The sequence below is a fragment of the Clostridium sp. K13 genome, assembly GCF_019734195.1.
Taxonomy (GTDB): domain Bacteria; phylum Bacillota; class Clostridia; order Clostridiales; family Clostridiaceae; genus Clostridium.
On record NZ_JAASHM010000018.1, the window covers coordinates 1 to 20,446 of the forward strand.

23 protein-coding genes are annotated in these 20,446 nt (G+C 25.6%); 18 read left to right on the forward strand and 5 right to left on the reverse strand.

Annotation, left to right across the window (positions count from 1 at the left end; translation table 11 throughout):
- Window positions 1-299: 299 nt before the first annotated feature.
- Window positions 300-1,658, forward strand: a complete 1,359-nt coding sequence (locus HCG76_RS11105; RefSeq protein ID WP_221700421.1) for an MFS transporter — start codon at window positions 300-302, stop codon at window positions 1,656-1,658.
- 50 nt (window positions 1,659-1,708) lie between these two features.
- Here HCG76_RS11105 and HCG76_RS11110 read toward each other — a convergent pair whose 3' ends face one another.
- Window positions 1,709-2,575 carry an AraC family transcriptional regulator gene (locus HCG76_RS11110; protein ID WP_221700422.1) on the reverse strand — a complete coding sequence of 289 codons (867 nt, stop codon included), beginning with the start codon at window positions 2,573-2,575 and terminating at the stop codon, window positions 1,709-1,711.
- A gap of 387 nt (window positions 2,576-2,962) precedes the next feature.
- Here HCG76_RS11110 and HCG76_RS11115 point away from each other — a divergent pair, with 387 nt between their 5' ends.
- The 4 genes from HCG76_RS11115 to cls all read left to right on the forward strand — a co-directional run bounded on the left by HCG76_RS11115 (window position 2,963) and on the right by cls (window position 7,629).
- On the forward strand, window positions 2,963-4,216 hold the full coding sequence (locus HCG76_RS11115; protein ID WP_221700423.1) for an ABC transporter substrate-binding protein: 1,254 nt from the start codon (window positions 2,963-2,965) through the stop codon (window positions 4,214-4,216).
- A gap of 18 nt (window positions 4,217-4,234) precedes the next feature.
- The gene (locus HCG76_RS11120) at window positions 4,235-5,098 is read left to right on the forward strand and encodes a carbohydrate ABC transporter permease (protein ID WP_221700424.1); all 864 of its coding nucleotides are present in this window, start codon (window positions 4,235-4,237) and stop codon (window positions 5,096-5,098) included.
- Window positions 5,098-5,982 (forward strand): carbohydrate ABC transporter permease, encoded by an 885-nt coding sequence (locus HCG76_RS11125; protein ID WP_221700425.1) that lies wholly within the window; start codon window positions 5,098-5,100, stop codon window positions 5,980-5,982. The genes HCG76_RS11120 and HCG76_RS11125 overlap by 1 nt, the downstream gene beginning before the upstream one ends.
- 207 nt (window positions 5,983-6,189) lie before the next feature.
- Entirely contained in the window at window positions 6,190-7,629 is a 1,440-nt protein-coding gene (gene cls, locus HCG76_RS11130) for a cardiolipin synthase (protein WP_260458107.1), read from the forward strand.
- Between the two features lie 183 nt (window positions 7,630-7,812).
- Here cls and HCG76_RS11135 read toward each other — a convergent pair whose 3' ends face one another.
- Entirely contained in the window at window positions 7,813-8,205 is a 393-nt protein-coding gene (locus tag HCG76_RS11135; RefSeq protein WP_221700426.1) for a hypothetical protein, read from the reverse strand.
- A gap of 56 nt (window positions 8,206-8,261) precedes the next feature.
- Window positions 8,262-9,149 carry a LysR family transcriptional regulator gene (locus HCG76_RS11140; RefSeq protein ID WP_221700427.1) on the reverse strand — a complete coding sequence of 296 codons (888 nt, stop codon included), beginning with the start codon at window positions 9,147-9,149 and terminating at the stop codon, window positions 8,262-8,264.
- Window positions 9,150-9,324: 175 nt separating this feature from the next.
- Here HCG76_RS11140 and HCG76_RS11145 point away from each other — a divergent pair, with 175 nt between their 5' ends.
- The 3 genes from HCG76_RS11145 to HCG76_RS11155 all read left to right on the forward strand — a co-directional run bounded on the left by HCG76_RS11145 (window position 9,325) and on the right by HCG76_RS11155 (window position 11,410).
- Window positions 9,325-10,350, forward strand: a complete 1,026-nt coding sequence (locus HCG76_RS11145) for a YeiH family protein (protein ID WP_221700428.1) — start codon at window positions 9,325-9,327, stop codon at window positions 10,348-10,350.
- A gap of 209 nt (window positions 10,351-10,559) precedes the next feature.
- Window positions 10,560-11,093 carry a cob(I)yrinic acid a,c-diamide adenosyltransferase gene (locus tag HCG76_RS11150; RefSeq protein ID WP_294174729.1) on the forward strand — a complete coding sequence of 178 codons (534 nt, stop codon included), beginning with the start codon at window positions 10,560-10,562 and terminating at the stop codon, window positions 11,091-11,093.
- Between the two features lie 80 nt (window positions 11,094-11,173).
- Window positions 11,174-11,410, forward strand: a complete 237-nt coding sequence (locus HCG76_RS11155; protein ID WP_221700430.1) for a TIGR04540 family protein — start codon at window positions 11,174-11,176, stop codon at window positions 11,408-11,410.
- 76 nt (window positions 11,411-11,486) lie between these two features.
- On the opposite strand, the gene HCG76_RS11160 is transcribed toward HCG76_RS11155, so the two are convergent.
- Window positions 11,487-11,873, reverse strand: coding sequence for a carboxypeptidase-like regulatory domain-containing protein (locus HCG76_RS11160; protein WP_221700431.1), 387 nt, complete (start codon window positions 11,871-11,873; stop codon window positions 11,487-11,489).
- A gap of 237 nt (window positions 11,874-12,110) precedes the next feature.
- Here HCG76_RS11160 and HCG76_RS11165 point away from each other — a divergent pair, with 237 nt between their 5' ends.
- Window positions 12,111-12,353, forward strand: a complete 243-nt coding sequence (locus tag HCG76_RS11165) for a hypothetical protein (RefSeq protein WP_221700432.1) — start codon at window positions 12,111-12,113, stop codon at window positions 12,351-12,353.
- Window positions 12,354-12,385: 32 nt separating this feature from the next.
- Here HCG76_RS11165 and HCG76_RS11170 read toward each other — a convergent pair whose 3' ends face one another.
- Window positions 12,386-13,171: a polysaccharide deacetylase family protein gene (locus HCG76_RS11170; RefSeq protein WP_221700433.1), complete on the reverse strand. Its 786-nt coding sequence runs from the start codon at window positions 13,169-13,171 to the stop codon at window positions 12,386-12,388.
- Window positions 13,172-13,367: 196 nt separating this feature from the next.
- On the opposite strand from HCG76_RS11170, the gene HCG76_RS11175 reads away from it, so the two are divergent.
- The 9 genes from HCG76_RS11175 to HCG76_RS11215 all read left to right on the forward strand — a co-directional run bounded on the left by HCG76_RS11175 (window position 13,368) and on the right by HCG76_RS11215 (window position 20,283).
- Window positions 13,368-13,598 (forward strand): hypothetical protein, encoded by a 231-nt coding sequence (locus HCG76_RS11175; protein WP_221700434.1) that lies wholly within the window; start codon window positions 13,368-13,370, stop codon window positions 13,596-13,598.
- A 175-nt stretch (window positions 13,599-13,773) separates the two neighbouring features.
- Window positions 13,774-14,355 carry a rubrerythrin gene (rbr, locus tag HCG76_RS11180; RefSeq protein ID WP_221700435.1) on the forward strand — a complete coding sequence of 194 codons (582 nt, stop codon included), beginning with the start codon at window positions 13,774-13,776 and terminating at the stop codon, window positions 14,353-14,355.
- Between the two features lie 168 nt (window positions 14,356-14,523).
- Window positions 14,524-15,279 (forward strand): phosphatase PAP2 family protein, encoded by a 756-nt coding sequence (locus tag HCG76_RS11185; RefSeq protein ID WP_294174714.1) that lies wholly within the window; start codon window positions 14,524-14,526, stop codon window positions 15,277-15,279.
- 96 nt (window positions 15,280-15,375) lie between these two features.
- Window positions 15,376-15,882, forward strand: a complete 507-nt coding sequence (locus tag HCG76_RS11190) for a putative ABC transporter permease (RefSeq protein ID WP_221700436.1) — start codon at window positions 15,376-15,378, stop codon at window positions 15,880-15,882.
- Between the two features lie 142 nt (window positions 15,883-16,024).
- The gene (locus tag HCG76_RS11195) at window positions 16,025-16,369 is read left to right on the forward strand and encodes a hypothetical protein (RefSeq protein WP_221700437.1); all 345 of its coding nucleotides are present in this window, start codon (window positions 16,025-16,027) and stop codon (window positions 16,367-16,369) included.
- A 282-nt stretch (window positions 16,370-16,651) separates the two neighbouring features.
- Window positions 16,652-17,959, forward strand: a complete 1,308-nt coding sequence (locus HCG76_RS11200; protein ID WP_221700438.1) for an MATE family efflux transporter — start codon at window positions 16,652-16,654, stop codon at window positions 17,957-17,959.
- Window positions 17,960-18,246: 287 nt separating this feature from the next.
- Entirely contained in the window at window positions 18,247-19,065 is an 819-nt protein-coding gene (locus HCG76_RS11205; RefSeq protein WP_221700439.1) for a MerR family transcriptional regulator, read from the forward strand.
- A 119-nt stretch (window positions 19,066-19,184) separates the two neighbouring features.
- A complete protein-coding gene (locus HCG76_RS11210) occupies window positions 19,185-19,862 on the forward strand; it encodes an N-acetylmuramoyl-L-alanine amidase family protein (protein WP_221700440.1) in 678 nt (225 codons plus the stop codon).
- A 121-nt stretch (window positions 19,863-19,983) separates the two neighbouring features.
- Entirely contained in the window at window positions 19,984-20,283 is a 300-nt protein-coding gene (locus tag HCG76_RS11215; protein WP_221700441.1) for a hypothetical protein, read from the forward strand.
- Window positions 20,284-20,446 lie beyond the last annotated feature (163 nt).

Below are 20,446 nucleotides of genomic sequence, written 5' to 3' on the forward strand. Positions count from 1 at the left end.
CTTCCCATAAAAATTGCTCCCTCTATAGTAATGACAGTTTTATTATTTTAACTGTCTACTATAAAGGGAGCATATCAATATAGGTATATGTTGCTTTTTATATTCAATTAATTATATATATATCATGAAAAATAGAATTTTAAAATAACATCTAACATTTAACCATGTTTTGAAAACATTAACGCGTTTTAAATAGGAAGAAATATTTATATAATGTAAGTGTAGAAATCAAAGTAATATTGTTATAATAGTTAAAATTATTAGTAGAATAAAATGTAGTAGTAAAAGGGGAATTAAATATGGAATTATCAAAAAAAGTAAGAAGTAGTGAAAGTGACGTTTCAATGAAAACGTTAATTTCTTTTGGAATTGGGAGTCTAGGAAATAATATTATATGTGCTTTAATAGGTACTTATTTAACAATTTATTTAACAGATAGTTTTGGAATAAGTGCAGCAGCAGTTGGTACATTATTTTTAGTAGCAAGAATAATAGATGCTATAACAGATCCTATTATGGGAATGATTGTTGATAACACAAAATCTAAAATGGGAAAAAGTAGACCTTATCTTTTATTTGTACCAATTTTTATGGGAATAGCAACAATAATGTGTTTTTCATCTCCTAATTTAAGCGATACAGGAAAAATAGTTTGGGTATATGTTTCTTATATATTATGGGGTATATGTTTTACAGCTATGGATACACCATATTGGTCACTATCTGCAAATATAACGCAATCAGCTCAAGGTAGAACAAAAATAATAACTTCAGCAAGAACTATTGCCTTTGGTGGAAGTTTAGTAGTGTCAGTATTTACGCTTCCTTTAGTAGCTAAGTTTGGAAATTGGACAATAGTAGCAGCGGTATATTCTATAACAGCAGCTATTTGTACATGGATTACTGTATTAGGTGTTAGAGAAATAAATACAGATAGAAAGCCACAAAAACAAGGATTAAAACAATTAAAAGAATTGTTTAGAACTAATAAACCATTAAGAATAGTATTAATATCTATGTTAATGTTAGAAATAACTTATGCTTTAAGAAATGGTTTTTCAATATACTATATAAAATATAATTTTAATGCAGAAGTTTATATACCAGTAGTAACAGGAATTAGTATAGTATCAGGGATGATTGGTGGAATATGTACACCAGCTATAACTAAAAAACTTGGTAAAAGAAAGACAGCATTATTTGGAATTGCAATTAATGCTCTTGGATTTTTATCAATATTTTTATTAAAGTATTCTAATTTAACAATGTTATTAGTAATAAATACTGTTATGGGACTTGCAGAGGGAGCTGCTAATATATCTTTAGCATCAATGGTTGCAGATTGTGTTGAATATGGTGAGTGGAAGACTGGTAAGAGATCTGAAGGTATGATATTTTCATCAAATATTTTCAAAACAAAACTTGCAAGTGCAATAGGTGGAGCATTATGTGGATATGTATTAGCTTTTGTTGGATATGAAGCAAATGCAGCACAAACAGTAACTACACTTAATGGAATACACTTAATGTATTCAATAGTACCAGGAATAATTGCAGTATTTAGCATAATATCATTAAGAAGATATAATTTAAGTGAAAAAGAATATGAAGCAATATTGGAAGATTTAAATAATGGTGAAACAATAAAAACAGCATAAGAGTTAATAAAAAGTGGATTTGTAATATCACAATATTACAAATCTACTTTTTAGTTGATTTCATTAGATAATAAATATTTTTCTGTAGTTTCCTTTTTTGTATTTCTATATTCTTTAGGACTAACACCTTTTATTTTTTTAAAGGTTTTAGAAAAGGCTAAAGGGTCGCTATATCCACATGAATAAGCAATATTAGATATTGGCAAATCTGTATTATATAATAGCTCAGCTGCCTTAGTTATTCTAAATTTCATTAAAAATTTTTGAGGTGACATATTTAAGTTGCTTTGAAAAATAGAAGTTAAATAGCTTCTATTTAAACAAATGTAATCAGCTATATCAGTTACTTTAATTGGATTGTGATAGTTGTTTTGTATAAATTCAATTGCTTTATTTATATAATTATTAGTATTTTCTTCTTTTGTTAGTAAAGATGCATCTTTTCTATCTTCGGATAATTTTGAGAAAAATAAGTATAATAAACCTTCAATTTTAAAGGCATCAGAATCAGACATTTTATGATGTTTTAGCATCTCTAATACATAGTTTTTCAATGAATCATCTTTATCATAAGTAAAAATTAAATGCTCATTATCTAACCCAACTGAATTTAAATAAAGCTTTACTTTATCACCATCAATTCCAATCCATAAGTATGTCCAAGGATCATCTTTATCAGCTTGATAAAAAGTTACAACATTTGGTTCAATTAAAAATCCTTGATTTTTAGTTACTGTGTATTTATTATCGTTTACGTAATAATAACCCTTTCCATCTAGAACATAATGAATTAAATAATTTGGTCTAACGGCAGGTCCAAATGAGTAGAGTGGAGCACATTGTTCTAATCCACAATAACAAAGATATAAGTCGGTAAAATGACTATTATTATTTTCTAAAAAATATATATCTAACATAAGTTCTCCTAAATCTAACATTAAGCCATAGCTTTATAATAGTGTCATATATAATATTATTTTAGAAAATAATATAATTCAAGTGGTTATTTTCTAAAATAATATTATTTTTAATTTTACTTTTTATCGAATATAAGTTAATGTTAATTAACTATGACAGAGGAAATAATAAGCAGGAATGTGTTAAAAAATGGAAATATAGTGCAAGTATATAATAAAAATATAGAGTATAATATGAGTTAAAGTATCTCGAGATAATAAATCTAACATTTAGACATGTTTTAATTACATCTATCTATTTAGAAATTAAGTAAAAAGATTTAAAATAATAAATGTAAACGATATATGAAATGGTTTATATAGAATGATTTTGAGAGGGATGAGGTAATGAAAAAGAAAGTAGTTATGGCAACAATTTTAGTAGCAACTTCAATAGTAACAACATTTTTCACAGGATGTTCAAGTAATGTTGGAACAAGTAAAGATAAAAAGCAAATTGTGTTTTTTAGCAACAAAATAGAAGCTGTAGATACCTATAAAAAGCTAGTAGAAAAGTTTGAACATGAAAATCCAGATATAGATGTAGTTGTAAGTGCACCGCCAGATGCAACAACAGTACTAAAAACTAGGTTAGTTAAAGGAGATGCACCAAATATTATTTCCTTATCTGCAGATAGAACTTTTGCAGATTTTGTAGATGCTAATATATTAGAAGATTTAAGTGGTAAAATAGACTTTGATGTAATTGACCCAGTTTATAGTCAAATGTTAAAAGATCTTGAATTAGAAAAGGTTGAAGGAAATTTTGGTGTCCCATATGCATTAAATGCAAGTGGAGTTATATATAATAAGGATATTTTTGAAAAGTTAAATTTATCTATTCCAAAGACGTGGGATGAGTTTATAAATGTTGCAAAAATAGTAAAAGATAATGGTATAATACCTTTTTATTTTACATTAAAGGATTCTTGGACTTCATTGCCACCTTGGAATACTATAGCTAGTACTTTAGTTAGTAGTGATTCTTTTCAAAAAATAAATAATTTAGAAACTACATTTAATGAGCTTTATGATGAGACAACAGATAAAATAATTCAATTAATGGATTATGGACATTCAGATAATTTTGGAGTGGGATATAATGATGGTAATACTGCTTTTGCTCAAGGAGAAACAGCAATGTATCTTCAAGGAAGTTATGCAATAGCACCAATATTAACAGTAAATCCAAATTTAAATTTGGGAATGTTCCCATTACCAGCATCTAATAACGAAGAAGAAAATAAATTAGTTTCAGGTGTAGATGTTTATTTTGCAATTCCAAAGGACTCTAAGAATAAAGAAGAAAGTATAAGATTTATAAACTTTTTATTAAGAGAAGAGAATGCTAAAACATATATTGATGAACAATGTGCATTTTCAGCAGTTAAGGGAGTAAAACAAGAAGATTCTAAATTTGAAGCTTTTGATGAATTTTTTAAAAATTCAAGAGTTGTAGATTTCCAAGATCATTTCTATCCAGCTGAATTACCAGCAGGAGATATGGTTCAAACATATTTATTAGATGGAGATAAAGATAAATTCTTAAATAATTTTCAAAAAGAATGGTTAAAAGCAAATAGACAATATATTAAGAAATAGTATAGAAGGTGATTAGAGATGAAAAAAAGAGATAGGTTTTTTCTATGTACAATAATACCAATGATAGTTGTATTTTTCTTATTCCATACGTTCCCATTATTGAAAGGTGTAATGTATAGCTTCACTAATTTTAGAGGGTTTGGAGATTTCGACTTTGTTGGACTAATGAATTTTAAGGACTTATTTACTGACTCAAGAGTATTAAATTCATATATGTTTACATTTAAGTTTGCTATAGTTGCAACAATAATTGTTAATATAATAAGTTTAGCTTTAGCGTTAGCATTAAATTCTAAAATTAAATTTAAAACTACTTTAAGAGGTTTATATTTTTTACCTAATATATTAGGTGGTTTAATTGTAGGATATATATTTAATTATATTTTTACTTTTATAATTCCTAAAGTTGGACAAATTATGGGCAGTGAAGTTTTTAGTAAAAGTATTTTAGGGAGTACAAATTTAGCGTGGATAGCGGTGGTAATAGTAGCTTCTTGGCAAGCGATTGCATTCAATACTATAATTTATATTTCTGGTCTTCAAACTATTCCAGATGATGTTTATGAGGCAAGTGGAATTGATGGAGCAGGTAAATGGCTACAATTTAGAAAAATTACATTCCCATTAATTGCACCATTCTTTACAATTAATATGGTTTTATGTATGAAAAACTTCTTGATGGTATTTGATCAAATTATGTCACTAACAGGAGGAGGACCTGCACAATCAACGGAATCAATCTCTATGCTTATATATAAAGCGGGATTTGGGGGAAGTCAATTTGGATATCAATCAGCAAATTCTGTTATATACTTTATAGTTATTGTAGCTATATCATTATTCCAAATTAAAGTATTAGAGAAGAGGGAGGTACAACTATAATGGCAGAAGTAAGTTTAAAACCTAATAATATAGTTAAATCAAAGAAAAAATCTTTAATAAAAAAACAAGATGGAAAAGTTAATTGGCCAATTACTATATTACTTATAGTTTGTTCATTAACAATATTATTTCCACTTTATATAACAATAGTTATAGCTTTTAAACAACCATCTGAAATGATGGGAAATGTATTATCATTACCTGAAAAATGGAATTTTGGTAATTTTGCACAGGCGATTGAAATGACTAATTTCTTTCATACAATAATGAATAGTTTTATTATAACAGCTGGAGCAGTAGTAGTAACTATAGTTACAAATTCATTAGTTGCATATGTTATTGCTAGAAATATGCATAAGAAATTTTATAAGTTTGTATACTTCTATTTTGTAAGTGCAATGTTTGTACCATTTTCAATGTTAATGTTACCTTTAGTTAAACAGGTAAGTTTCTTTAATTTAGATAATAAGCTTGGAATGATAATTTTATATATGGTATTTGGTATGTCAATGAATACTTTGCTTTATGTTGGGTATTTAAAGAATATACCACTAGAGTTAGAAGAAGCTGCTTATGTTGATGGAGCTAAGCAATGGACAGTATTCTGGAAGATTATATTCCCTTTATTAAAGCCTATGCATGCAACGGTTGGAATAATGACAGCTCTTTGGGCTTGGAATGATGTAATGATGCCTCTTGTAATACTAAGTGAACAAAGTGCAGCAACTTTACCATTAGCTCAATATATATTCCAATCAAAATTTGGAACAAACTATAATGTAGCATTTGCATCTTATCTTTTAGCATTATTACCTTTATTAGTATTCTACTTATTTGCTCAAAAATGGATTATAAATGGAGTAACTAAGGGAGCAATTAAATAAAAATTTAAAAATAAAACTTCTATTAAAAAAGTATTTATTAGTTTAAATATAATATTAATAGGGGTTTTATTTTTTTATAAAAAGTTTTACAAATTATAATATAAGATTTGATAAGGGATAGTTTATTGATATATACTGTAATAAAATTTAGATATAAATAAATAGTATAGATTTAGTAAAGAATAATTTATAAAGGAGTAAGTGATTATGTTTAAGTTTTTAGCTGTTTTAATTCATATTATAAATATACTTACAATAGTTTATATGGTATTTAAGGAAAAGCGTTCAGCAAATAGTATTATAGCTTGGACATTAATCTTATATATAGCGCCGTATATAGGATTCATAGCATTTTTATTAATTGGAAGAAAAATAAATAATTCTAATATGTTTGGAATTAAAAATGTAGAAATAAAGATTTTTGAGAAATATAGTAAGCAAGTTAAAAAAAGAAGTCAATTACAGGTAGAAAGTAATGAGTTGAAAAACATAGATATGATAATGGCATTAGAGGCTATGGATTATTCTCCATATAGGAATGATAATGAAGTTCATATGTATTCGGATGGAAAAGAGTTTTTTGAAGAGTTACTAAATAGTATTAATAAAGCAAAGAAAAGTATAAATATAGAGTTTTATATATTTAAAAATGATGATATAGGAACAAAAATATTAGATGTATTAGAAGAAAAAGCGAAAAGTGGTATTGAGGTTAGATTATTATATGATTCTGTTGGAAGTAGATTATTAAATAGAAATGCTTTGAAGAAGTTAAGAGCTGTGGGAGGAAAAACAGGTGAATTTTTTCCCTCTTGGTTAAAGTTTATAAATCCTAATATGAATTTTAGAAATCATAGAAAGATAGTTGTAATTGATAATAAGGTAGGATTTGTTGGAGGATTTAATGTTGGAGATGAGTATTTAGGAAAAGATAAGAAGTTTGGATATTGGAGAGATACTCATATTAAATTTAAGGGGAGTGCAGTTAAGGATTTAAACTTAAGATTTTTAGCAGACTGGAGATATGCAACTAAGGAAGAAGTAGACTTAAGTCCTGTATTAGATATTGATGATGAAAAAAGCACAGATGCTAATATTGGAATGCAAATAGTTTCAAGTGGGCCAAATTTAAGTGATAGATATGAAATTAAATTGGCATACTTAAAGATGATACAAAAAGCAAAAAAATACATATATATTCAATCACCTTATTTAATTATAGATAAAAGCATATCAGATAGCTTAAAGTTAGCATCTACATCAGGTATAGATGTAAGAATAATGCTACCAGGAAAGGGAGACCATCCATTTGTATATTGGGTAAATTTGGTTAATGCTGGAGATTTGTTGGATTTTGGAGTGAAAATATATCATTATGATAAGAATGCATTTTTACATGCTAAAACTGTAGTTATTGATGATGAAATATGTTCAATTGGAACTGCTAATATGGATACCAGAAGTTTTGAATTAAACTTTGAGGTTAATGCTTTTATTTATTCTGAAATCATAGCAAAAGAGCAAAAAGGTGAGTTTGAAAAGGATATATTAAAATGTGAAGAACTTACACTAGAAAAATATAAGAATAGAAGCAGGGGTGTTAAAGTTAAAGAAGCAATTTCAAGATTATTTTCAGATGTGCTGTAACTAAATTGCGAAGCAATTTATTCAAGGTAATAGTGATTAGTGAAGAGTTAAGATTGAAACTACTATGGCAGTTTATTAAAATATATATTTTTTTAATTCAGCTAAGCTGAATTATTTCCTTAAACTTTTCACTCTTACTTCTTCACTCTTCACTTAATAGATTGCTTCGCAATATATTAAGTGTTATTTACTTTCTGATTCTACTTTTTCCATCCAATCTTTTACTTGAGGTGTTAAGCAAGCAACATCATTTGAAGTAACTTTAGAAACAAATAATAAATCTCTAGAACCGATAGTTGGAGATAATCTATCTAATATTTCCTCAGAATTAAGAGTAGTATCTACAAGGAAAGCTGTAGGCATGAATTGAGCCCATCTTCCTAAGGTTTCTATTTCAGTGATTAAATCGTAATCTGGATCTCCTCCACATCCACAATTTTCACCATGCTCGTGTTCATGTTCACTTCCACATCCACAAGAGTCACTATGTTCATGAGTATGTTCACTTCCACATCCACAATTATCATGATCATGAGAAGTTTGTTGCATATAATATGTAATTAAATGTATAGCCATAAAGCCACCGCCTTTTTATAATGTATATTTATTGTATATTATATTATATTATATTACTAAAGCTTTTCTGCATAGTCTTTTAATTCTTCTAAAAAAATACTTGCAGCTTTTGAGAGCTTTAATTCTTTAGAATATATAAATGAAAATGAACGACTAAAGTGTTTACCAAGACTTATAGAATATAATTCATTTTTAGATTCAGCCTCAGAAATTACATGCCTAGATGTAATAGTTAATCCTAAATTATTTTTAACAGCTTCCTTAACAGCTAAATTACTACCTAATACCATCATACTTTTAGGAATAATTTTATTTTGTGTAAAAAATAAATCAAGATACTCTCTAGTTCCGGATCCTTCTTCACGAGCAATCCATCTTCTGTCTTGAAGATTATCTAAATTAAGTTCTGTATTTTTTAAATCACTATCATAAGGAACTGCAAGAACCATATCATCTTGTAAAAAATATTCTTGTTTGAATAAGGCTGATGAGGCAGAGCCTTCTATAATTCCTAAATCTAACTTCATTTTTTTTAGTTCATTAGATATGAGAGAAGTATTTTCTATAATTACTTCTATATCAACATCAGGATATTTACTTGAAAAATGAGATAAAAATTTTGGTAATATGTATTCTCCTATAGTTAAACTAGCTCCTATTTTTATACTTCCTTTAACTGTGTTAGAAAGTGTCTTTACATCAAGAAAAGTAACATCTAAAAGATTTATAATTTCTTTAGCTCTTTTATATAAAGTATAACCACTTTCAGTGATAGATATAGTTTTTTGTTTAACAGATCTATTAATTAGTGTAACACCAAAGATTATTTCTAAGTTTTTTATATGAGTACTCACACTTGGTTGTGAAAGATTTAAATATTCGGCTGCTTTAGTAAAGTTTTTAAAATCAACAACGGCAATAAACGTTTTAAATTCTTCAATCAATGTAATAACCTCCTAGTATTAATGGATAAACTAACTGTAATAATTATATTATACACTAATTATTTAAAAAAGTAATGGTTATTATATTTAATATTTATTTTACTAATGATAAGTAAATAGATATACTAAGCTATGTAAAAAGCGAGAAAAAAATTCTAAGGAGGAATTAACATATATGAAAAATAATAAATTTATAAATTATATGAAAGGAATATTACCTGGACTTTTAGTAGCAGTAGCAGTAGCAGTTGTAGGGATGTTTATTGCTAAATTTGTACCAAAGCTAGGGGCAGGAACGATATCAATATTTTTAGGAATGTTTGTAGGAAATTTATTTTTAAATCAAGATATTTTTCAAAAAGGTTACAAATTTTCAGAAACGGACATATTATCTTATTCAATCGTTTTATTAGGGGCAACATTAAGTGTAAGTACATTATTAGAACTTGGTGTAGGCGGATTTGTATTTATAGTTCTACAAATGGCAATAACTATAGTTGGGACACTATATATAGGTAAGAAGTTAGGCTTTAGTCAAAACTTTAGATTCTTAATGGCTAGCGGAAATGCTGTATGTGGGTCATCTGCTATAGCAGCTACGGCACCAGTAATTGATGCGGATGATAAGGAAAAAGGAATTGCAATTACTATAGTAAATATTACAGGGATTGTTTTAATGTTTATTTTACCAGTAATAGCAAATACATTATTTAAAGCTGATACAATGCAAACAGGAGCTTTAATAGGTGGAACATTACAATCAGTAGGGCAAGTAGCTGCAAGTGGTGCTATGGTTGGGGAATCTGTAAAAGACATGGCTATGATTTTTAAAATATTAAGAGTTGTATTGTTAGTTGTTGTAGTTTTTGTATTTGGACATTTAAAAAATAAGAGCAAAGAGGAAATAGTAGAAGAAGAAATTCAAGAAATAGAAAAGAAAAAAGTAAGAATTCCTTGGTATGTTATAGGATTCTTTGTAACTTGTGCTCTATTTTCATTAAAGGTTATACCGGTAAATGTATCACATATATGTAAAAGTATAAGTAATAATCTTGAAATTATTGCATTAGCAGCAATTGGATTAAGGGTTAATGTAAGAGAACTACTTAAACAAGGAAAAGCTGTATCTTTATATGCGCTAGGAGTAGGATCATTACAAATAGTTGCTGCATTAATATTAATATTAATATTAATTAGATAATAAAATTTTATTTAAATATAAGCTAAGAGATAAAAGAGTATTGTTAAAATTTTAGTTTTAGATAATACTTTAAATATTTCTCTTAGCTTTTTTATAATATTTATGATAATCTTGAAAATGAAATTATAAATAATAAAAGATTGACAAAAATATTATATAAAAAGTATTATAGTTAAAAATAAATTATAAATAACATGTTAGGAGTGAAGATAGTGGAAAAAGGACTTATACATATATATTGTGGAAATGGTAAGGGTAAAACTACTGCCGCTATGGGGTTAGCAATTAGAGCTGCTGGTAGAGAGAAGAAGGTATTTATAACTCAATTTTTAAAAAGTGGAAAAAGTGGAGAGTTAGTATCTTTAGATAAGTTAAAAGAACATATAACATTTTTACCAGGAAAACCAGTAAATAAATTTGTATGGAATATGAATGATGAAGAAAAATTAGAAGCTAAAAAAGAGCATACTATTAGATTTAGAGAAATTAAAGAGATTATAGAAAAAGAACAATATGATTTATTGATATTAGATGAATTAATAGGAACAATAAATAATGGATTTGTAGAATTGAATGAAGTTATAGAGTTTTTAAAAAGTAAACCTGAAACATTAGAGGTTGTAATGACAGGAAGAAATCCTGATGAAAAACTTATAGAACTTTCAAATTATGTAACAGAAATGAAATGCATAAAACATCCTTTTGAAGAAGGGATTCCTTCTAGAATTGGAATAGAGTTATAAAATATCTAGTAAATAATTCTTAGTTAATATATAATACAGAGGATAGAAAAATAAAGACATGATAAATAAAGGAGTAACCTATGAGAGCTGTATACAGAAATCCAAAAGAATTAGCAACAAAATTAAAAGATGTAATTGATTTATATCTAGATGACTTATTATCATATGAAAAGTTAGAAAGTACAGTTGTAGCTATGATAAAAGCAAATGATGATAGAATTTATAAAAATGGATTTATGCCAACTAAATTAATTGCTGCTATAGGCGAAGAAAGAAAAGCAATAGTAGATAAAATAGCTGCAGATAATAATTTGTAATTTAGTAAATTAAAAGGAGCTGTATATACAGCTCCTTTTAGCTTATCTTTCGTATAAAGGAGTAGTCAGTGTAAAACTAACATCCGCATCCTTGACTAGAAGATTCATTTGATACACTATTAACGCTTATACAAGCACCTTTATAGCAACTTACTTTAAGACATTTTTGAATTATTTGAGTATTGTCACTATATATCTTTAACATATAAGTTGTATTTGGACATAAAGGCCCTAGTAAAAATTGTCCATTATCATCTGTGAATGTGTGAGTTAGTGGTACTGGATATTCACATTTATCAACAATTTGAAGCAATTTAACAACAGCATCAGCAACTGGTAAACCAGCAGAATCAATAACTGTACCAAATATACAGCTCCTAGTTTCTTTTGGTAATTTTACAGTAGCATCGATTTGTTCATTATAACCAGTCTTAAAAACACAATTTCCTAATCTACAGCTCATAATTTTATCCTCCTAAGTGAATTGTAATATACTATAATATATTCCAATATAAACTCAATGTGTTTCAAATTATAAATTTTGTTTATGTAAAGGAATTTTATGTTATAGATAAAAAATATGATTAAAAATAGTGGAAGTAATATTTTTATATATATTTGTAACTTATGTTACTGAAAAAGTTTTTCAAGTCAGTTATAATAATTAAAAATATAATATGACAATATAGGAGGAAGACAAATGAGCTGTGGATGCGGAAGTATGAATAAAAAAGATGGAAAAGTTGTTGTTGATTTAGTAAGAAGTAAGGGAAAGGCAGATTTTCCAATATCAATACAACATGAGATAGAATGTAGCTGTGGAAAGAGTTTTGTAATGAAAACCTTAGTAGATAAATGTCCATATTGTAGTATGACTTATGGAGTTACTCCTTGTTCTTCAAGAGATAAAGAAAACATAGTTCCAGCAGGTATAAACTATTAATAAAAAAATAACTAAATTGCTTTGCAATTTAGTTATTTTAATATTCCAAACTCATAACCAGCATCTTTTAAAACTTTAATTATTCCAGGTAAAGCTTCTACAGTGGTATTCTTAGTCATACAATCATGCATTAGTATTATTGCAGGATTTTTATAATTACCATCTTTATCTTTAATTTCTTTAGCAACATTTTTAATTAAAGTAGAAGCAGGAATATTATTTCCCTTAGCATCACCTGAATCTACATTCCAATCATAAACATTTACTCCTATTTCATTTAATTTATAAGTTATGTTTTTAGTAAAATCTTCTCCTCTAGCATTTCTAACAATAGTATTATGTGAACCCCCCGGAAATCTAAATATAGTACAATCATTTTCTGTAACATCTTTAATAAAGTATTGTTGTTTATTAAAGCTCTTAAAAAAGGATTCTTCACAAGTATAAACATATTGAAATTCATGATCTGCAGTATGATTACCAATAGCATTACCTTCATCATAAGCTCTTTTAACAAATTTAATATGAGGTTCTATATAAGGTGAAATTATAAAAAAGGTTGCATGAACGTTATTATCTTTTAATATATCAAGTATTAACTCTGTATTTTTACTAGGACCATCATCAAATGTTAGATAGGCAATTTTTTTTGTATCTCCTTTAATTTCTTTTTCAATATTACTATCATTTGAAGAATTTTCTATATTATTTGGAGATGATAGAGAAGCATAAGAGGAAAAATTAATTACACATAAAAATAAAATTAATAATAATATTACTTTTTTTAAAAGAATAAGATTAGTATTTATAGCCTTCATTTTTAGTCCTCCTTATAAAAGATGAATATTTTAAATTAAAGTTTTATGCTCTATATAATATTTTGTGTAGTAGTAATATGAATTTATACATTGAATAAATATTTTTACTAAGATAAATATAGGTATTTTAGTATGAACATTTATAATAATGAAGAATATTATGAAATTATAAAGAATTCAAGGAGATTAGTAGTAGATGAATCCATATGAACTTATAATGAAGATTGATAGAAAAATGAAAGAAGATCCAGCTTTTGCAAATAAGTTTAATAGATTAGTAGGTGAATTGAATAGAACTCCAGGATTACAACAGGAAATAATGAGAATAGCACAAATAAAGGATGAAAGTAAGAGACAAAGAGCTTTAAATAATTTACCAGATAATATTAAACAATCAGTGAAAGAAATGTTTAAACTACTAAATTAATACAATAATCAACTAGTGGAGCAGTTTATTTTGATGAAGGATATAAATCTTTCGTTTGAATATAGACTGCTTTTTTTATGAAAATAAAATTTAGCAAATAATAATTATTATTCATGCATAAAAAGGAATATATTGGATAGATAGGGTAATAATTATAAATATGGAGGTGGAAAATATGATAAAAGGAACAAGAACTGCAGAAAATTTGATGAAATCATTTGCTGGTGAATGCCAAGCTAGGACAAGCTATACTTACTATTCAAGTATAGCTAAGAAAGAGGGCTATGTTCAAATAGCTAATATATTTATGGAGACAGCAGAGCAAGAAAAAGAGCATGCTAAAAGATTTTTTAAATTTTTAAAAAATGAATATAACGGTGATGCAATAGAAATAGAAGCAGGATATCCTGTTGCATTATATGATGAAACATTAATGAATCTTAAGGCTGCAGCTTCAGGAGAGCATGAAGAGTGGTCTAAGGATTATCCAGAGTTTGCTAGAATTGCAAGAGAAGAAGGTTTTATTGATATTGCAGTAGCCTATGAAAGAATAGCAGAAGTAGAAAAAAGACATGAAAAAAGATATTTAAAATTACTTAAAAATATAGAGAGTAACTCTGTATTTAAAAAGGATGAAGTTGTTTTATGGAAGTGCAATAACTGTGGATATATTTTTGAGGGAGAAGAAGCCCCTAAAGTATGTCCAGCTTGTTTACATCCACAAGGATACTTTGAAGTTTTTATAGAAAATTATTAAACTTTAAATATAGGAAAGTTATATCAAAACAGTAGTATTAAATAATTTACTATAATTTTGATGTAACTTTTTTTAGTTAAGTGATTATTTATAACGGATAAGTACATAGAATAAATTATAGTTTAAATTAAAATAGTATAGCTTTTATAGCAAAAGTGTGGTGGTAATGTGGAAATTAAAATTGATGTAATAAAAATAAATAATGTTGAAATAAAAGTATTAGATTTAGTTTGGTTTATTATGATTCCAATAATTAATGTAAATTACATTTTAGCTAGTTTTTTAACTAAGAATGGTCATAATCTTACAATTGCATTAGATAAAATAATTCCATTTAAATCTATATTTATTGTTCCATATGTATATTGGTATATATATGTTATAGTAGGTTTTTTGTTTGTAGTGATGAATTCAAGAAAAGATTATATGAGATTATTTATATCATTTTTTATAGGTATGTGTGTATGTTATGCTGTATATTATATATACCCAACAGAAATTAGTAGGCCTATAATTTCAAATAGTAATATACTAAATGAGTTGGTAAATATTATATATTTAGTAGATAAGCCAGTGAATTGTTTTCCGTCGCTACATGTTTTAACAACCTATTTTATAATGAGATATACAAAGTATAAGAATTCAAAGAAGAAATTTTATTATACACAAGTAATAGGAGTATTAATAATTTTATCTACATTATTTATAAAACAACACTTTGTATTAGATGTTATTGGTGGAATTTTATTAGCGGAAATTACAATATTAGTAGTTAAAAAAATAAATGATTCTAAAATTGATAAAATGTTAAATTTACCATATAAAATTAAAAATATATTTGAAAGAAAATTTAAGCTAAATAGCAATATAAAAAATAAAAGTATTATGGAAAATGAAAAGCAATTAATTAGAAATAAGAAATAAATATAAAAAAGGTATTTAAAATTTTATTTAAATGCTTTTTTTATGGATAAAATTTATAAACATTAGAGAAACTAAAATAACTAAGGAGGAATAATTATGGAATTTTTATATAATTTCTTTATTTATGGTTTTATTGGATGGATAATAGAAAATATTTTTTGTTATTATGTTAATGGCCATTTTCAATATGATGGTTTTTTAAAAGGTCCATTTAAACCAATGTATGCAATAGCTATGGCTTGGATACTTGAACTATATAAGTGTGTACCAAATATAATATTTTTAGTTATAATATCACTTATAATTCCAACATCAGTAGAGTATATAACAGGCTTAATAATGAGAAAATTTTTTAATAAGGATTATTGGGATTATTCAAAAGAAAAATATAATTATGAAGGACTTATATGCTTAAGATTTTCTGCAATTTGGGTTGTTTTAAGTATTATTGACGTGAAAATAATACAACCATATTTTATATATAAAATTTATAGCTTAATAAATGGAGTTTGGCCTATTTTATTAGTTTTACTACTAATAGCTTTAGGAGTAGATGAAGTATTAACACTTATTGAGTTTAAAAGAAAAGGTCAAATAATTTAATATTAAAAATTAAAAGCTAGAGAAATTTACACTAATCTCTAATATAATAAAGCAAAATATTATTAAAATCTTTTTAAGTTTAAAACTTTCTAATATTGATATATAATTGACTATATAATAATTAATTAGGAAGAGGAATAGTATGAGTTTAATAAGTACATATGAAAAATTTACACATATAAATGAAGAATTTATAGAATTTATCGATAAAATAGTTAAAGAAAATTTTGAAGCTTTTAGTGAAGAGCAAATTAAAATGAATTTAAAAATAGCATTAAATAATTATGAAAAAATAAAATTTGAAAGTGATGAAATTCAAGTTGATGATGAGAATAAAAATAATTTAAATGATTTAAAATATTTAATAATGAGTGCACTATTTTTAGTATCTGATTTAAATCATTTTTATGAAATAAAAGAATATGATAGATTTAAAATGAGAGCAATAAATTATATAAATAATAGTAGAAGAAATAAATATTTGTAGTTTGAATACAATTAAAACCTTTAATATGAGTAAATACTTATATTAAAGGTTTTTTTAGTTATAATAAAGAAAGAATATACCGAAATAAGATTTCAAATGTATAAAAATGATATTATAGTGTGAATAAATATAAGAAATTATCTTATAAGAAAATATATTATATATTCAGTATTTTTAAGATAATTTCTTTTTATATGTTATAAAATTAGATAAAATGTATTGACTCTTGTGTAAGACAAGAGTTTATAATTTGAAAAGGATAAAAAAATAAAGGAGATATATATGAGAAAAGAATTTTTTAAATATGCTATTCCATCAGCATTAGCTATGTTTATTTCTTCACTATATACAGTAATTGATGGAATATTTGTGGGACAAGGTGTTGGAGATTCTGCTTTAGCAGCAGTAAATATAGTTCTTCCTTTTACAGTAATGTTATTTGGATTAGCTTCTATGTTTGCCATTGGTGGTGGAGCCTTAGTTTCTAAAAATATTGGAGCAAATAATGTAGAAAAAGCAGTTAATATTTTTAGACAGGTTTTTAAAGCACTGTTAATATTTAGTTTAATAATAAGTATAGTATGTGTGGTATTTACTAGCCAAATAGTAACAGTATTAGGAGCTACTGAAGTGTTAAAGCCACTTGCGGTAGATTATTTAAGATTTTATGCAATATTTTGTATACCAAATTTAATTGGAATTGTTTTAAATAGTTTTGTTAGAAATGATGGTAGACCAAAGCTTGCAATGGTATCAACTATAAGTGGAGCTATTACTAATATAATTTTAGATTATATATTTATTTTTAACTTAGGAATGGGAATTAAAGGAGCAGCTATAGCAACTGGTCTTGGACAAATAATAACAGTAAGTATATTAATACCTCACTTTATTATGAAAAAAGGATTTTTATCATTTGGTAACGTAAAAGTGTCATTTAAAACAGTAAAGGAATTTTGTACTATAGGATTCCCATCATTTTTTGCACAAGGAAGTTATTCTATAATTGTTTTACTTCATAATATAGCGTTAGTAAAATATGTAGGTGAAGTTGGAATTTCAGCATATAGTATATTAAATTATCTAACTACTAATATATATATGGTTTTATATGGAATAACATTAGGTGTACAACCACTTGTCAGCTATAATTATGGGAAAAAAGATGGCGAGAAAATGTTAGGATTCTTTAAGATAACAAGTATTTCAAATATATTAATAACAGCCTTTTTTGTTGTTATAAGCTTTGTATTTGGTCCAGTATTAATATCAATATTTACAAGTGATGGACAAATAGCAGAATTAGCTTATAATGCATTAAAAATAGCATGCTTGAGTTATTTTGCAGTAGGGCTAAATTTAAATAATTTAGTTTATTACCAAGCAATTGAAATTCCTAAGTATTCTAATTTGAGCTGTATATTAAGATCAGTAGTGTATTTACCAATATGTCTATTTGTACTAGGAAGGTTTTTCGGTGTAAATGGTATTTGGGTAAGTGCAATTATTTCTGAGACTTTAACATTTATAACTATAAAAATAGTTGGAAATATAAAGTTGCATACCTATAGAGTTATAGAAGCAAATTAAAGATTTTTAGTATATAAACTGTACTGAGATATTAAAATATTATATCTCAATACAGTTTTTTATATTTAATAAGTTGTTTTAAAATAAAAAACAGTTATTAAGTATAAAATAATTGAAGATAAATATTTAAAATGATAGAATAAATAGCAATATTAAAAGAAATAAACTAGATAGCTTTAGAAGATGAGTTAATATTTAAAGATTTATACTTATTAAATTTAAATAATTTTTAATCTTTATAGTGTTTATTATATTTTGATAATAAGAATTTTAGAAAGGGAATAGATATGATATCTAAATTTTCAATTGGAGAAGTAGCTAAAATACATAATATTACGGTAGAGACATTAAGACATTATGATAGAGTGGGATTGTTGAAACCTTCATATACAAATGAAAATACTGGATATAGATATTATAGCACTAAGGATTTTATAATATTAGATTTAATTAAACAATGCAAATCTATGGGGTTATCTTTAGAAGAGATAAAAAGTATAATAGAAAACTATACATCACCAGAATCGATGTTACAAGTTATAGGAAAGCAGAAAAAAATAATAAATGAAAAAATAGAAGAATTAAATAAGATAAATAACAATATTACTTTTTTAGAAGATCGAATAAAGCTTTTATTAAATGAAGGATTAAATAAAATATTTATAAAGTTTTATGAGGAAAGAACCTTTATAAAATATAATAATACAAACAGATTTACAGAGGAATTTGAAGTAAATTTAAGTAAAATTTTATCAGAGATAGAAAGAAAGTATAGTTATTTTAATAAGGAATTAGGTTTTATTGTTTCTTATAATAAGCTTAAAGAAAATAATCAAATAACTTATAAAAATACAATGATAAACTTTACTAGAGGAATGAATATTGAAGAATATGATAAAATAATTTTACCTAAAGGTAAATATTTAACATTAAATTTTGATGATGATTATAATGATACAAAGAAGTATTATGATATTATTATGAAATATATAAATGACAATAAAATTGAAACATTAGGAGATTTTTGTGAGATATATATAATAACTAGAGTTAGCAGTAATGGGATGGAGAAATCTTTAGGAAAAATACAAATACATATAAAATAAATTACATAGTTTAGATTAGTGCATTATTTATAAAATACTACAAAAATAATGTAAATAAAGATGTTCCAGTGTATATATTTATAGTGATGAATTAAAATGTTAAAGGAGGTATATACAGCATGGCAAAATGGTTATTAGATCCAGGTCATGGTGGAGCAGATTCAGGGGCAACTTATAAGGAAAGAAGAGAATGTGATGATGTTCTTAGATTAGCTTTAAGAGTTGGAGAAGCATTAAAAAAGAATGGAGAAAATGTTTATTATACAAGGGTTACAGATGATACTATAAGCTTATCTGATAGAAGTAATAAAGAGAATTCAGGAAATTATGATTATTTCGTAAGTATTCATAGAAATGCATATCAGCCAGAAGTTGCAAAAGGGATTGAAACTCATATATATGCTGTTGGGGGAACTGCAGAACAATTAGCTAATAGAGTTAATGAAGAGGTAGTTAAAAATGGTTTTGTAAATAGAGGAGTAAGGGTTTCAAATTTTCATGTTTTAAGAGAAACAAAATGCCCTGCAATATTATTAGAAGTTGGTTTTATAGATAACACTTCAGATAATTCTTTATTTGAATCAAATTTTGAAAAAATAGTTCAATCAATAGTTAAGGGCTGCTTATTGCAAATAGGAAAAGAAATAAGTGATATTAATAATTCAAAGAGTGATGAAGTATATTATAGGTGTGTTGTAGGAAGCTTTAAAGAGAGAGTAAATGCAGAAAATAGAAAAGCTGAATTAATAGCAAAGGGATATAAAGATACTTTTATAGAGATATATAAGAAAAATTAAAAATTTTAAAATGACCATATCAAAATATTATTTGAGTTTTGATATGGTCATTTTTATTAATAAAAATTCAAATTGTAGGTGAAAATAAGTGTAATGAATAGATAGGAAAGAGGTGTTAATCATGAAGAAGAAATATGAAATAATAAATTGTCTAACTTTAATTTTATTTTTTAGTATAGTAAATAAAAATATTACTATAGAAGTACCAACATCAGATTATGATGATTATTTTAATCAAAATAATATAAAACAATATAATACATTTCCAGATAATAATTTAAATAATAATGATATGAATAAAATAGAGGATTTTCATTATTATTTTGATGATTATGATTACTATAATAATTATAAGGATTTTCAATATTATGATAAAAAGGATGATTATTATGATCATAATTATTATGATCGCGCTGAATAATTATGCAAAAAAAGTTTGATTTTATTTAAAAAAGTGAAAAATCTAAAAAAATATTACATGTAATAAAGTGCATTGAAAAGAGATGAAATATTAATGTTTTGTTAATAAAAACGATATCAAATTAAATAAATTGCATAAAGGGGGTGTATTTACACAAAATTCT